The 14,277-nt window shown below is 63.6% G+C and carries 15 protein-coding genes; 8 read left to right on the top strand and 7 right to left on the bottom strand.

The genetic code is table 11. The features are described 5' to 3' along the window. Positions 1 to 225 (top strand): hypothetical protein (locus IVB13_RS01220; RefSeq protein ID WP_247487449.1); only part of this gene is annotated, 225 nt, incomplete at its 5' end. 185 nt (positions 226 to 410) lie between these two features. On the opposite strand, the gene IVB13_RS01225 is transcribed toward IVB13_RS01220, so the two are convergent. From IVB13_RS01225 to pncA, 5 genes are all read right to left on the bottom strand, one after another. After that, positions 411 to 1,664: a DUF1236 domain-containing protein gene (locus IVB13_RS01225; protein WP_204511244.1), complete on the bottom strand. Its 1,254-nt coding sequence runs from the start codon at positions 1,662 to 1,664 to the stop codon at positions 411 to 413. 92 nt (positions 1,665 to 1,756) lie between these two features. After that, on the bottom strand, positions 1,757 to 2,143 hold the full coding sequence (locus IVB13_RS01230) for a GrlR family regulatory protein (RefSeq protein ID WP_204511245.1): 387 nt from the start codon (positions 2,141 to 2,143) through the stop codon (positions 1,757 to 1,759). 14 nt (positions 2,144 to 2,157) lie between these two features. Beyond that, entirely contained in the window at positions 2,158 to 4,188 is a 2,031-nt protein-coding gene (locus tag IVB13_RS01235; protein ID WP_247487451.1) for an NAD(+) synthase, read from the bottom strand. A 146-nt stretch (positions 4,189 to 4,334) separates the two neighbouring features. Continuing rightward, positions 4,335 to 5,450 (bottom strand): alpha/beta fold hydrolase, encoded by a 1,116-nt coding sequence (locus IVB13_RS01240; RefSeq protein ID WP_247487453.1) that lies wholly within the window; start codon positions 5,448 to 5,450, stop codon positions 4,335 to 4,337. Between the two features lie 16 nt (positions 5,451 to 5,466). Beyond that, the gene (gene pncA / locus IVB13_RS01245) at positions 5,467 to 6,105 is read right to left on the bottom strand and encodes a bifunctional nicotinamidase/pyrazinamidase (protein WP_018457894.1); all 639 of its coding nucleotides are present in this window, start codon (positions 6,103 to 6,105) and stop codon (positions 5,467 to 5,469) included. Positions 6,106 to 6,359: 254 nt separating this feature from the next. Here pncA and glk point away from each other — a divergent pair, with 254 nt between their 5' ends. From glk to IVB13_RS01260, 3 genes are all read left to right on the top strand, one after another. Then, complete coding sequence (glk, locus tag IVB13_RS01250) at positions 6,360 to 7,331, top strand: glucokinase (RefSeq protein ID WP_018457895.1); 972 nt, start codon at positions 6,360 to 6,362, stop codon at positions 7,329 to 7,331. A 143-nt stretch (positions 7,332 to 7,474) separates the two neighbouring features. Beyond that, entirely contained in the window at positions 7,475 to 7,678 is a 204-nt protein-coding gene (locus IVB13_RS01255; protein ID WP_018457896.1) for a hypothetical protein, read from the top strand. Positions 7,679 to 7,820: 142 nt separating this feature from the next. Further along, positions 7,821 to 7,985 (top strand): hypothetical protein, encoded by a 165-nt coding sequence (locus IVB13_RS01260; protein ID WP_162847220.1) that lies wholly within the window; start codon positions 7,821 to 7,823, stop codon positions 7,983 to 7,985. Positions 7,986 to 8,046: 61 nt separating this feature from the next. Here the strand turns inward: IVB13_RS01260 and IVB13_RS01265 are convergent, their stop codons facing one another. Together IVB13_RS01265 and IVB13_RS01270 are read right to left on the bottom strand one after the other, a co-directional pair. Then, a complete protein-coding gene (locus IVB13_RS01265; RefSeq protein WP_026233459.1) occupies positions 8,047 to 8,424 on the bottom strand; it encodes a response regulator in 378 nt (125 codons plus the stop codon). A 111-nt stretch (positions 8,425 to 8,535) separates the two neighbouring features. Further along, positions 8,536 to 9,327 carry a Spy/CpxP family protein refolding chaperone gene (locus IVB13_RS01270; RefSeq protein ID WP_018457899.1) on the bottom strand — a complete coding sequence of 264 codons (792 nt, stop codon included), beginning with the start codon at positions 9,325 to 9,327 and terminating at the stop codon, positions 8,536 to 8,538. 483 nt (positions 9,328 to 9,810) lie between these two features. Between IVB13_RS01270 and IVB13_RS01275 the strand changes: the two genes are divergently transcribed. From IVB13_RS01275 to ugpC, 4 genes are all read left to right on the top strand, one after another. Then, positions 9,811 to 11,151 carry an extracellular solute-binding protein gene (locus IVB13_RS01275; RefSeq protein ID WP_026233460.1) on the top strand — a complete coding sequence of 447 codons (1,341 nt, stop codon included), beginning with the start codon at positions 9,811 to 9,813 and terminating at the stop codon, positions 11,149 to 11,151. A 148-nt stretch (positions 11,152 to 11,299) separates the two neighbouring features. Continuing rightward, positions 11,300 to 12,238 carry a sugar ABC transporter permease gene (locus IVB13_RS01280; protein WP_007590928.1) on the top strand — a complete coding sequence of 313 codons (939 nt, stop codon included), beginning with the start codon at positions 11,300 to 11,302 and terminating at the stop codon, positions 12,236 to 12,238. Next, the gene (locus IVB13_RS01285) at positions 12,238 to 13,149 is read left to right on the top strand and encodes a carbohydrate ABC transporter permease (protein ID WP_018457902.1); all 912 of its coding nucleotides are present in this window, start codon (positions 12,238 to 12,240) and stop codon (positions 13,147 to 13,149) included. The genes IVB13_RS01280 and IVB13_RS01285 overlap by 1 nt, the downstream gene beginning before the upstream one ends. Before the next feature lie 6 nt (positions 13,150 to 13,155). After that, positions 13,156 to 14,256, top strand: coding sequence for a sn-glycerol-3-phosphate ABC transporter ATP-binding protein UgpC (gene ugpC / locus IVB13_RS01290; protein ID WP_247336700.1), 1,101 nt, complete (start codon positions 13,156 to 13,158; stop codon positions 14,254 to 14,256). Positions 14,257 to 14,277 lie beyond the last annotated feature (21 nt).

Below are 14,277 nucleotides of genomic sequence, written 5' to 3' on the forward strand. Positions count from 1 at the left end.
GACCGGCAGCGTGGTCACGACGATGGTGGTCGCCGGTGCCGGCATGATGAGGGCCACATGCGCTCGCGCGCTTGCATTGGTTTCAGGCAACCGCGCGTGCAGGCGCATGCGCCGCGAAAATTCAAGCGCGATGAAATCCGTAGTGATCCGGAATGGAATCCTATTCCGATGTCGCGTACATCGCGGTACATCGATCGGCGGCCTTCCAAGGGCATCACCCTCTGATCGCGCACCACGGGGTTGGGGGACCACATGGGGCGGGGGGATCAAAGGCTGGGGCAAGGTTACGAGGTCCGGACTCCTAGGCACTCCGGACCTCGGGACTTTCTAGTTTGAACGTGATTTCGCGCCGCCGGTTTGATCAGCCGTGCGGCGCGAAGTCGTTTTGGCGTCGTTATGCCGACACGGCGCTAGCGTGTCTGCGGCTCGATCGTCACCGTGCAGTCGCCCTGCCCTTGCGTCGCGACCACGATGTTGCCCGCGGGAGCGCCGAGGGCGATCGGCGCGGATGAGCCGCCGCCGGGCATCTGGACAGTCACGCTCAGGGAGTCCGTTCGCGCGGTCGAGCCCACGGTCGAGGGTTCTGCCTGGGCCACATTACCCGAGGCGTCACGCCGCATGATCTGGCAGTTCACATTGCTGCCCCCGGCGGCCGCCATGCTCGATGAGGTGCCGCCGCTCATCTGGGCGCGGGCTCGTGAGGGATCGCGGGGCACCTGGCTGACGATGCGATGCGTCCGCGGCTCCACAATGACGACGTCGTCGCCCGTCGAAAAATATTCGTAGTCCCGATACTCGGGCTCGATCGCGACGATCTCGGGCGGAAGCCTGTGGAGGCGCACGCGCGAGGGAATGGTTTCACCGACCCGGATCGAGATGTTCAGATTACGCTCCGGCTCCGCCAGGCGTGCGCGGCTCACCGTTTCGGAGATCCGCACCTGCTTCTCGGACGTCACCTGGGTCTGCTGATTGGCCTGCGTGTTGGTCTGGGGCGTCTGATTGGCTTGATTGGTCTGCGTGCCTGAAGTGGCAGGCGCGGTCTGCGCATTGTTGGTCGGGGCCGTCCGGTTCGTGTCGGTCGCTGTGGCCGGTCGGTTGTTCTGTTGCGCCGGCTGCTGCTGCTCGGCCGCGTTGCGCGGCGGCTGGGTCTGGTTGCGCTCGTTCTGGTTGGCCGCAGCTCCCGTGCGCTCGTTCTGCTGGCCAGACGTGCCGGACTTGGACTTCTCGGACTCGGCCGTTGATTTCTGCGGCGCGGACTTGTCCTGCTTCGTCTCGGCGCTGTTCTTGCCGTCGCGTCCCGGTTTCGGGCTCTCCGCCTCACGGTTGCGATCGCGCGAAGGCTCACGAGATTCCTGGGCCTGATCCTTCGACTTCGGCTGGCTGCGCTCGGCAGAACTGGCCGGCTGGCGCTTGTCGTCACTCGCGTCCTGCTTGGCAGCGCCGCCCTTCTCCTCGCGGCCCGCACCCTGCAATCGCTCCTGGGCGCCCTGCGCGCGCTCTTGAACCCGTTCTTGGGCGCCGCCGCGTTGCGGCCCGGCACCTTTCGCCGGCTCCTCGGTCCGTCTCGGCTCGTCCCTTCGCTCACCGGGCGCCTGGGCGTAGGCGAAGCCGGAAGCAAGCATCAGTCCGATAGCCGCGGTCGATAACATCAAGTGCTTGCGCATGGTCCCTCTCCTGGAAAATTCGCAACGACAGACGCGAACGTTCTGTGGGTGCGAAGGTTCCTGATCAGGAACGAGGGCTGATCACGCGGGTCTCACATCGGGTCCTTCAGCGTGAGCCGCGCCGTGAATGTCACGCTGGTCTTGCCAACCAGCGCCATGCCTTCGACTTCGGCGCCGTCGGCGGAATAGTCGCCGGAAAAGCCGCAGGTCACTTCCCTGCCGCCGAACGCGAGCGGCTTGCCGACGGCCTCGGTGTGCTGATTGACGGTCATGTCGCCGCGCCATTTCCCGTTCCGGAAGGTGTAGCTGCCGGTGTAGTAGAAATAGCTGTCGCCGCCCATGATGCGGCCATCGCAGAGCACGACGACGCCTTTGGCCTGGCCGCGCTTGCCGTCGCGCATCTCGATCTCAAAGATGTAGAGGCCGTTGAGGACCTTCTGTGGGTTGCCGCCCTGCTCGGGCCCATCGCCGGCCGACATCGCTCATTTCCCGTTCAAACCGGCACATTCCGCTCGAGATCTTCAAGCCACGCCGCAGCGCTCGAATCCGACGGCGCACGCCAGTCGCCGCGCGGCGACAACGAGCCGCCGGCCGAAACCTTGGGTCCGTTCGGCATCGCCGAGCGCTTGAACTGGCTGAAAGCGAAGAAGCGGCGCAAGAACACCTCCAGCCAGCGGCGTATTTCCTTGAGATCGTAGGCCTTGCGCTCGGTCGGAAATGCCGGCGGCCACTCGCCCTGGGCAACGTCTTTCCAGGCCTGCAGCGCCATAAAGGCGATCTTGGACGGCCGCATGCCGAACCGCAGCGTGTAGAACAGGTTGAAATCCTGGAGCTCGTAGGGGCCGACCGAAGCTTCCGTGCTCTGCGGCTTCTCGCCCGGCTCAGCCGGAACCAGCTCCGGCGAGATTTCGGCCGACAGGATCGATCCAAGCGTTTGGTTGACGTCGTCGCTGAACTGCTTGGAAGCAATCACCCAGCGGATCAGATGCTGGATCAGCGTCTTCGGCACTCCGGCATTGACGTTATAGTGCGCCATCTGATCGCCGACGCCGTAGGTGCACCAGCCCAGTGCGAGCTCGGAAAGATCGCCGGTGCCGATCACGAGGCCACCATGATGGTTGGCGAGCCGGAACAGATAGTCCGTGCGCAGGCCCGCCTGCACGTTCTCGAATGTGACGTCGTAGACCTTCTCGCCCTTGCCGAAGGGATGGCCGATGTCCTTCAGCATCTGCGTCGCCGTGGTGCGAATGTCGAGTTCCTGCCAACTCGTCTGCAGCGCCGTCATTAGCCCCAGCGCATTGGTCTTGCTGTCGCTGCCGGTGGCAAAGCCCGGCATGGTGTAGGCGAGAATGTTCTCTCGCGGCAGGCCAAGAAGGTCGACGGCCTTGGCGGCGACGATCAAGGCGTGGGTAGAATCGAGTCCGCCAGAGACGCCGATAACGACGCGCTTGGTACCGGTCGCACGCATGCGCTGGACAAGGCCCGCGACCTGAATGTTGTAGGCCTCATAGCAGTCCTGCTCGAGCAGGCTCTCGTCGCTCGGCACGAACGGAAAGCGCTCGACCTTGCGCAGGAAGCCGATATCGGCGGCCGGGGGCTTCAAGGCGAAGCCGACTTTTCGGAAGAAGGCTTCGCGCTGCCGGCGATTGTCATCGAACGTACCCATCAGCGCGCGTTCCTGCCTGAGCAGGTCGAGATCGACGTCGGCCAGCGTGATCTGGCCGCCCTGCCGGAACCGCTCGCCCTCGGCCAGCAGCACGCCGTTCTCGTAGATCGAGGTCTGGCCGTCCCAGGCCAAATCCGTGGTCGATTCCCCTGCCCCTGCGGCGGAATAGACGTAAGCCGCGAGGCAGCGGGCTGAAGTCGATTGGCACAAGAGCGCGCGCGAGCGGGCGCGGCCGATCGTGATCGGGCTGCCCGAGAGATTGATCAGCACGCTCGCACCCGCGAGCGCGAGCTCGGAGGCCGGCGTCACCGGGATCCACATGTCCTCGCAGATCTCGACGCCGATGGTCAGGCCCGGAACGTCCTCGGCTGCGAACAGGAGGTCGACGCCGAACGGGGCATGCAGCCCGCCAAAGGCGACCATCTCTCCGACGATGCCGGCGCCGGAGGCGAAATGCCGCCCCTCGTAGAATTCGCGATAGGTCGGCAGGTAGCTCTTGGGCACCACGCCGAGGATCTTGCCGCGATGGATGACGACCGCGCAATTGTAGATCCGATTGCCAAAGCGCAGCGGCGCGCCAACGATCAGGACGGTCATCAGGGACGAGGATGCCTCGACGACGGCCACAAGCCCGCGCTCGACCGCATCGAGCAGCGGATCCTGCTTCACGAGATCTTCGATTGCATAGCCGGACAGGCCGAGCTCGGGAAACACGGCAACTGCCACCGACTGCGCGTGGCAGTCCTTCGCCGCCGCCAGAACCGCAGCTGCGTTGGCCGTCGGATCAGCCACATGAGAGGTGGTGACGCAGGCCGCCACGCGCGCAAATCCGTGGGCATAGATCGAGTGGAAACTCATCGAGCAAAGTCCCTTTGTCTCGTCGCGACCGGCCTCCGCCAGCTCTGGACTCCATTTAACCCATCGACATGGCCCCGTGCAGGTCATTCAACGGCATGCATAACGGATTTGCAGCTTCGCTGCCCGGCCGTGCCCTTGAGGCAGTCTCAGGCTCTGCGCGCCAGCATGCCGGGCAGATCGTCGCGCAGCCACTCGGCGATCCGGGGCCAGGCATGGGCGTGGGTCCGCGCGCCCATGAACAGGCCAAGATGGTTGCTGGGCTGGGAGGCCGCCGCAATGAAGGCCGGCGGTGTGCCGAGCAAGCCGGCGGTGGCGAGCGCCTGCGCAGCCGGCACGACGTCGTCATCGAGTCCGGCCAAAAGGAAGACCGGCGCCTTCACGTCCTTCAGATCAATCCCGCGGCCGAGTGCCGTGAACTGGCCGCGCGCGATCCGGTTCTCCCGGAAAATCCAGTTGACGATCTCGAGATAATAGGTGCCGGGCAGATTGAGGGGCTCGGCATTCCAGCGCTCGAAGCGCGCCAGCAGCGCCGCACCGTCCTCGCCGGAGAGGTCGCTCTGCAGCGCCGTCGCGATGTCGTCGCGGCTCGGTGCCTTCGACCAGACCCGCAGCATCTCTTCGCCGCTGACATTGCCGCCGCCGCGGGCGACGAGCTGGTCGTAGACCATCTCCGGCGCGTTGCGGGCGAGCTGCGACAGCCTGGAGTCAATGGAGAGGTCGACGGGCGCGCCAGCCAGTACCAGCCGCCGCACCTTGGCGGGAAAGCGCGCCGCATAGAGCAGCGAGAGCCAGCCACCCTGGCACAGGCCGACGAGATCGACCGGCGCGCCGATTTCGTCGATGGCGACGTTGAGATCACCGAGATAGCTGTCGATCGAGAGATAGCGCATGTCGAGTGCGGCCGAGCGCCAGTCGGTGAGATAGACCCGGTCGATGCCGCCATTTTGCAGGGACTGCACAACGCTGTGGCCGGGCGCGAAGTCGGCGATCAGGGCCCGGTGCAGCGCATAGGGCGCGCAGACCAGTGCCGGCTGGCCGGCCCCCGTCCGCGCGCAATTACGCAGGCGCATGGTCGCAAGCTCCAGCGCGACGGAGTTGGGCGTGGTCCAAGGCAGGCTGCTGTCGGCCAGCTCCGACGGGCCGCGCTCGAGCCATCCAAAGCAGGCGTCCATGGCAATCCGCGCCGCAGCGAACGGCCACAGCAGCGGGTCATCCGGGACCGGCTCCGGTGCGCGCAGCTGTTTGCCGGTCTTCTCCGCCATGGCTATCCCACGGTCCTCACAGGAAGGCCTCGAAGCTGACGAGCGAAATACCGCGCTCGCGAAAACTCTGATGGGTCGCGGCCACCGAGCCGTCGAGATCGATGCCGCGGCAGGCGTCCTCGATGACGGCGACCTCGAACCCGGCCTTGCGGGCATCGTCCGCCGAGAAGCGAACGCAGAAGTCGAACGCGAGGCCGGCGACGAAGACGGTGTTCAACTCGCGTTCGCGCAAATATCCGAGCAGGCCGGTCGGCGTTGTCCTGTCGTTCTCGAACAGCGCCGAATAGGAATCGATGCCGCGCCGAAATCCCTTCCGCACCACCAGATTTGCGCGGGTGACGTCGAGATCGCGATGAAATTCGGCGCCTGCGGTGCCCTGCACGCAATGGCTCGGCCACAGCACCTGGACGCCGTAGTCGAGCACGATGGTCTGGAACGGCTGTTTGCCCGCATGGTTCGGCGCAAAGGAGACATGATCGCGGGGATGCCAGTCCTGGGTCAGCACCACATTGGCGAATTTTTGGGCGATCCGATTGATGGCGGGGACGACCTTCTCGCCGCCGGGCACGGCGAGCGCCCCGCCCGTGCAAAAATCGTTCTGCACGTCGATGACCAGCAGCACGTCGCGGTCGGAAATCTTCATCGCAAGGTCCATTCCAGGCCATCTGCGCGAGCGGCGCCGAAGGCACGTCTGCAGTGTCGATCTTCCCGGGCTGCTTCGCAACCAACGAGAAGGTGCGGCGATCTGCGCGAATGCGCCCCGTCGGTCCCGGGATGCAACGGTTTGGGCTGATGCGTGTTGACTAGATCCACCCGGGGACGGATTCTGACAGCCGTTCGCGTCTTGCGATCGGATAGAGCGGAGGAAGCGGTTCCCGCAGCCGGAAACGCTGCGGCAGCCATACGCACATGACCATCGGCAAGACAGGACAGATTCTTCTCGCCGATATCGGCGGCACCAATGCGCGCTTCGCGCTCAGTCAGGGCGATCAGACCGGACCGATCGACTACGTCAAAGTGGCAGACTTCCCGACCGTCCGGGAAGCCATTGCCGATGTTCTCGCGCGTCGCTGCCACGGCCAACCGCCCCCAAGGGCCGTGCTGGCCGTCGCAGGACCGGTGACCAACAACCGCTGCGTCATGACCAACAGCCCATGGGTCATCGACGGCAACGAGCTTCAGCCGGCCCTCGGCTTCGACAGCGTCCATGTTCTTAACGATTTCGAGGTGGTGGCCTGGTCCCTGCCCGCCCTGCAGCCCGCCGACCTGATCCCGCTCGGCGGACAGGATGGCCTTCCCGGAGAGCCGTTGCTGGTGGTTGGCCCTGGAACCGGCTTTGGCGTGTCCTGCCTGGTCGAGCGCCACGGCTCACGGCTGGCCGTCGTCACCGAGGCAGGCCACGCGACCCTGCCGGCGGAGGACGAGCGCGAGGAACGCGTGATCGCGTGCATGCGCCGACGCCTCGGCCATGTCTCCATCGAGCGTGGCGCGTTGTCCGGTTCGGGCCTGCAAAGCCTGTACGAGGCGCTGGCCGAGGTGGAAGGCGCTCAGGTGCCGCATCGCGATGCTGCCGCCATCACGAAGGCCGCCCTGGAAGGCAGTTGCGAGCTCAGCCGCAAGACGCTGGAGATGTTTTGCGCCATCCTCGGCTCGGTCGCGGGCAATCTCGCGGTGACCTTCGGCGCACGCGGCGGCGTTTATATCGCCGGCGGAATCGTGCCGCGCTTTCCTGACTTCCTCGCAGCCTCCGCATTCCGGGCGCGCTTCGAAGCCAAGGGACGCTTCCAGGACTATCTGCGCGACATCCCGACCAGACTGGTCACGAAACCTGATGCGAGTTTCCTCGGCCTGACGATGTTCGCGGAGCACAACCAGCCTTAAACGGCGCGCGCCTCCGTCCGCGGGTTCCAGTCATGCACAGCTGATTGCGCGGCACGCGCGCGCGACGCGGGATCGTGCTTGCGCGCACGTCCCGGATGAGAAACAATCCTAGCTTGTGCGTGGCGTAGTTGCGGGGGCGTGACATGCGTAAGCAGGATCTGGGTTTCGACTATCACCGCTATCACCGCCTGCTGCTCGAGGCGGACGACGAGGGCAAGCGGCTGGCCCTGATCGAGCTCTTGATCGAGGAAAAGGCGCGTGACCGCCTCGCAGCCCAGCGCGCTTCGGACCGCGCCGCCATGACGGCCCACACCATCGCCACGGTGCTGAAGAACGGGCGCCACTGAAACGCGTGATCGCACTCCAGTGCCCGAAAATGCGGTATCGATTGCGATTTCGTTAACGATCCCTCGAAAGCTCGCGTCAAACTTTTTGCTCTAGGAGTTCCCCACCTGATCCAATTCAGGGGCAACAAAGGGGGGAATGAACATGAGCATGATTTCGATCGCCGCGATGCCGGCCACCAGCGAAACGCGTTTGGCCGATTCTTCGTTTTCTTCGTTCAAGACCATCTTGCTGTTTTGCTGCACGGGCCTGGTCGCCTCGTTCGGCCTGATGGCGCGCGGCATCGATCTCGGCGCCGGCCTGATGTGAAGCCGCGACGAATTCCGTCGCGAAATGGCCGCCCCTGTGGGCGGCCATTTTCATTTTGGTCTCAGTTCGGCGTCTTCGCTGCCGCTTCCGGAAACATCGAATCGATCATCGCCTTGAGCTGATCGATCGAAATCGGCTTGCGCAGGATCGGCCGGCGCCTGAGCAAGGACGGCAGCAGCTCCGGACCGTAGCCCGTGGCGAACAAAAACGGCTTCCCGCGACGCTCGATCAGATCGGCGACCGGATCGACGTAGAGGCCCTTGAGATTGATGTCGAGGATCGCAAGATCGTACTGCGCGGTCATGGCGAAAGCGCTGGCGTCCCGAACATTATCCGCTTCCGCGATGACGTGGTGGCCGAGTTCCTCCACCATGTCCGTCATCATCATCCGGATCAACGTCTCGTCTTCGACCAGGAAAACGGAGAGTCCGTCCGCCATATCAACCCCGCCCATCAGCTTCCCAAGCTAATCATAACCGAATCGCGAAGAGGATTCACGAATTCGTGGCGGGGTCCGTTAATTCGACCCGCCCGATCCGATTCCACTTGATCAATCCAATCCTCGTTCGTGGCTGAGCCGCACCATCTCCTGCACGAACACCTGCTTTTGTTTGTCATCGAGGCTCGAATAGAGGGGCTCGGCGGCGTCGGCGACATTGCGCTGGTCGGCAGCGCGGTCGATCAGGAATTGGGCCTCGTTGCGCATCTGCTCGACGATGTCGTCGGGAGGATCCCGCTTGGCGCGCGCAACCCGCAGGTTGAGCCGCTCGGCACCGTTATGCCCGAGGTAGTGCATGGCGCTCGAGAAACCGTACCAGTGCTTCTCCTGCTCGGGCGTGAGGTTCAGCTCGGTCTTGATCCGCTCGATATAGGAGTCGCTGTTGGTGACGATCTGGTCGGCGGTCAATTGCGGCGCGCCGGTCTGGGTGAGGACCGTGACATCCTTGTCCTGCGGCGCGTTCTTCGCCTCCTTGCTCGCCTTGGCGCCCTTGCCCGCCTTGGCGCTCTTGGCATCTTTGTCCTTGCCGGCGCCCTGCTTGGCGTCCTTGGCCGCATCCTTGCTTGCATCCTTGCTCGGATCTCTGGCGGCAGGCGCCTGATTGCCATTATTGCCAACGCCGAGCACGCCGGTGAAAACACCGACCACGCCGCCGATCGCGCCGCCAAGCACGCCGCCGACCGGACCCGCCGCCTTGTTCCCGGCCGCCGCTCCTTCCTGAACCCCTTTGACCAGGCCTTGAGCGTTCGCCACCGCGGCTGCGCCGAGCAGCAACACGAAAACGGACCCCAGCGCGAACCATCGTCGCAGGTAAAGCCGCGCGGGCGGCGCCGGGTTGATCATTCTGGTCTCCATCTCGATCTGATTAGGCTCTTGGGGATGAGAACCACCCGCCAGCTGCAACTCTATCGTTTTCACCGCTTCGAGGTCTAGGCGCCGACAAATGCTATCCACGCCCGAAAAGTGTTTGCCGCGAGGTGCTTATGCAGGCTCCTTGGAAACTGCGGCGTAATTGCGCACATGTCGGTCGGGCGCGCCAGCGCCAAGTGTGCGTCGCAAAACAACCGGCCGTGGTTCATGGTCCGCGCATGAGGTCGAGGGCGCTGCCGCGTTCCCGGACACAACGTTAGTTCTAGGCGCAAGCCGTTCGGTTTTCTCGACAGACGCAATCAATCATGATCTGATCGCGCTACCAATTTGCCTTCGAAGCCGACGGCATCAACAAGAAACGTCGAACAAGAAACTTTCGAAAAGAAAATCAAAAGCAGAACTCGGAAGAGTTCAGAGGAACGCCAGAACAATAAAACACCCAAGCGAGGAAACGAGATGTCACGCAAGACACTGACGCGACGTCAATTTGTGGCTGCCACTGCAATGTCCTCCGCGGCGCTGATCACGGCGCCCTATGTCCGAGGCGCTTACGCCGCCGGCAAGCTCTCGATCGGCTTCTGGGACCACTGGGTGCCCGGCGCCAACGATGCCTCCACCGCGCTCGTCAAGGAATGGGGCGAGAAGGAGAAGGTCGAAGTCTCGATCGACTACATCACCAGCAACAACAAGAAGATCGAGCTGACGGCAGCGGCCGAAGCCCAGGCCAAGTCCGGTCACGACATTCTCCAGATGCCGAGCTGGTGGCCGCACGCCTATTCCGAGAATCTCGAACCGCTCAACGACGTCATGGAGCCGCTCATCAAGCAGAACGGCGAGGTGAACGACACCGTCAAATATCTCGGGCGGTCGGGCGGCAAATGGCTCGCAGTGCCCGCGACGCCGGGAAGCCAGATCAAGGGCCCCTGCTCCCGCATAGATCTCATGAAGAAACACGCCGGCATCGACGTGCAGGAGATGTATCCAGTCGGCGCTCCGCCGAAAGCAGACAACTGGACCATGGAGACGTTCCTGAAGGCGGCCGAGGCCTGCCACAAGGCCGGCTTCCCCTTCGGCATCGGTCTCGGCGAGACCACCGACAGCGTCGACACCGCCGGCGCGATCTTCCAGTCGTTCGGCGCCGAGCTCGTCAACGCCAAGGGCGATATCACCGTCAAGACCGATGCAGTGCGGCAGGCGCTCGAATTCTACAAGAAGCTGATCGCCGTCCTGCCCACCGACGCGCCGTCCTGGGACGATGCCTCCAACAACAAATGGCTGATCTCGGGCCGCGGGGCGATGATCCTGAATCCGCCGAGTGCCTGGGCGGTCGCCAAGCGCGACGCACCGCAAGTCGCCGAACAGTGCTGGACGCACGGCTTCCCGTCCGGTCCGAAGGGACGTTTTGCGCCCTTCCTGCCGTACTTCTGGGGCGTCTGGGCCTTTGGCAAGAACAAGGAAGCGGCCAAGAGCTTGCTTGTTCACCTGTCCTCGCCGGCGGCGATCGAGAAGTTCGTCGCGGCAAGCGGCGGGTACGATCTCCCGGCCTACGCGAACATGACGAAGTTCAAGACCTGGGCCGAGGAAGGGCCGCCGAAGGGCACGCTCTTCCACTATCCGGATCCCTACAAGCAGCAGACGATGTCGATCGCCGCGTCTCCGGCGCCGCCGAAGATCGCCCAGCAGATCTACTTCCAGGCGACGCTGACCAAGATGGCGCTGCGCTTTGCGCAAGGAGAGAAGTTGGAAACCGCGCTCGCCTGGGCCGAAGGCGAGTGCGAAGGCTTCATGCGAACCTGAGCCGGGTATGTGCCATGGCGGTTCACGCTTCGCGCGTGAGCCGCCGAGGCCCCACTCGCTCGATCCGCTTGCCGAATGAAGCCGACGGCTGCGCCGGCTTCGCCGTCCTACATGTCCTGCTACGTGTCCTGCAAAAGAGGCTAACGTCATGGCCGATGTCGTCGTTGAGCAAGGCCGTCCCGCTCGAGCTGCGAGCCCGCGCAAACGGGCGAGCCTGCGCAATGCAATGGGACGGAAATCGACCGTCGCGTTCTTCCTGACGCTGCCGCTGATCCTCCTGATCGCCCTGCTCGTGCTCTATCCCGCCTTCTATTCGGTCTACCTGGCGACGCTGAACAAGGCGATGACGAAGTTCGTCGGTCTCAGCAACTTCACCTTCCTGTTCAAGCGCGAAACGTTCTGGATGGTGGTGAGACAGTCCTGCATTTTTGCGATTACCGCCGTGGTCTTCAAGGCGCTGATCGGCTTCATCGTCGCGCATTTCGTCCACAACATTCCCGGCAAGAAGCAACGTAAATGGCGCGGCATGCTGCTGGTGCCTTGGGTGATCCCACCGGCGATGAGCACGCTGGCATGGCTGTGGCTGTTCGATCCCTCCTACAGCGCCTTCAACTATACGCTGTCGTTCTTCGGCATCGGTCCGATCCCGTGGCTCGGTGACACCTTCTGGGCGCGTTTCTCCGTCATCCTCGTCAACGTCTGGTACGGCGCGCCGTTCTTCCTGATCATGTACCTGGCCGCCTTGAAATCCGTACCCGACCAGCTCTACGAAGCCGCAGCGATCGACGGCGCCAATTGGTGGCAGAAGATCTGGCACATCACCCTGCCGATGATGCGCAACATCATCGCCATCACCACGCTGTTCTCGCTGATCGTCACTTTCGCCAATTTCGACATCGTGCGCATCCTCACCTCCGGCGGTCCGCTGGACCGGACGCATTTGTTCGCCACCTGGGCGTTCCAGGTCGGCATCCAGAGCAGCGACATTCCGCTCGGCGCCTGCGTCTCGCTGTTCATGGTGCCGATCCTCGCCGTCGCAGCGGTCTTCATCCTGCGCGATGTCAACAAACGTGGGAACGAAGCCTGATGAGCACGCTCGCAATCGACAAGGCCGGACCGACACGCAAGGTCAAGCTTCGAAGCATGAGCCGCGACCGCACCTGGGCGTTGCGCTGGTCCTACTTTTTCCTGGTGCTGTTTGCGATCTTCTTCCTGATCCCGCCGATCTACATGCTGATCACCTCGCTCAAGAGCAGCGCGGAGATCTCGGCCGCCACCAATCCGTGGTGGGTATTTCATCCGACGCTGTCGAACTATGTGGAGCTATTGACCTCGAACCAGTTCCTGCGATTCTTCTGGAATTCGTCGATGATCTCGATCGTGGTCGTGATCGTGACGATGCTGATCAGCATTCCGGCGGCGTTTGCATTGGCGCGGATGAAGTTCTGGGGCTCGGCGACGCTCGCGACCGGGGTCTTTCTCACCTATCTGATCCCGGACAGCCTCCTGTTCATTCCCTTGTTCAAGATGCTCGCGGTGGTCCAGGACGTCACCGGCATCACCCTTCTCAACCGCTGGTACGTGCTGGTGTTCATCTATCCGACGCTGACCGTGCCGTTCTGCACCTGGATCATGATCGGTTATTTCGCCTCGATCCCGAAGGAGCTGGACGAGGCGGCTCTCATCGACGGCGCCTCCTGGCTCCAGACCCTGACGCGGATTTTCATTCCGGTTGCCCTCCCTGGCCTGATCGCAGCGACCATCTTCGCCTTCACCGTGTCCTGGGCGCAGTTCCTCTATCCGCTGGTGTTCACGACATCCATCGACCAGCTCGTGCTGCCGGTCGGCATCACCACCACGCTGATCAAGGGCGACGTCTTCAACTGGGGGCAGATCATGACCGGCGCGCTGCTTGGCGCTGCCCCGCCGCTGGTCATCTACGCCTTCCTGATGGACTATTACATTGCCGGCCTGACCGCCGGCGCCACAAAGGGTTGATGTCTTATGGCTGAGGTTGCGTTGCGGAAGGTGGTCAAGCGTTACGACGACGTCGAGGCGGTGCGCGGCATCGATCTCGACATCTCTGACCATGAGTTCATCGTGCTCGTCGGCCCCTCCGGCTGCGGCAAGTCGACGACCTTGCGGATGATCGCGGGACTCGAGGACATCACCGACGGCGACATCATGATCGGCGGGGACGTCGTCAACGACGTGCCGCCGAAGGACCGCGACATCGCGATGGTGTTTCAGAACTACGCGCTCTACCCGCACATGACGGTCGCGGAGAACATGTCGTTCGGGCTGCGGCTCAAGCACTATCCCAAGGCCGAGATCAAGGCGCGGGTGACGGAAGCCGCCCGCCTCCTCGACATCACCGACCTGATCGACCGCAAGCCGAAGCAGCTCTCCGGCGGCCAGCGCCAGCGCGTCGCCATGGGGCGGGCCATCGTGCGCAACCCAAAGGTCTTCCTGTTCGACGAACCGCTGTCCAATCTCGACGCCAAGCTGCGCGTGCAGATGCGGATCGAGATCAAGAAGGTGCACCAGAAAGTGCGCACCACGACGGTCTACGTCACCCACGACCAGGTCGAGGCGATGACGCTGGCTGATCGCGTCGTGGTGATGAACAAGGGTCGGATCGAGCAGATCGGCACCCCGAACGAGCTCTACCACAAGCCGGCGACGCGCTTCGTCGCGGGCTTCATTGGCTCGCCGGCGATGAACTTCATTCCGTGCCGTCTCGAGGACGTCGGCGGCAAGCTCAACGTCCGCCTGACGGATCGCATCTCATTCCCGTTGCCGCCGGCCCGCGCCGCCCGTTACAGCGCGCTGCCCCGATCTGAAAACCTGTTGCTCGGCATCCGTCCCGAACATCTCACGGAATCGCATGCGCATCTCGAGCCGGGTGTCGAGACCTTCGACACCGTGCTTGATGTCACCGAGCCGATGGGAATGGAGACGCTGGTCTATTTCGGACTGGAAGGCACGCCCGTCTGCGGCCGTGTCGATCCCAATGCGGGCGCCAAGGACGGAGCACCCATGCGTTTGGCGATGGACCTCAACAATATGCACCTGCTAAACGAGGCGACCGGCGCCGTCTTGTGACGGCCGGCCAAGAAACTCGCG

It is taken from the genome of Bradyrhizobium sp. 17, from assembly GCF_023073515.1.
In the GTDB taxonomy this organism is placed as follows: domain Bacteria; phylum Pseudomonadota; class Alphaproteobacteria; order Rhizobiales; family Xanthobacteraceae; genus Bradyrhizobium; species Bradyrhizobium canariense_D.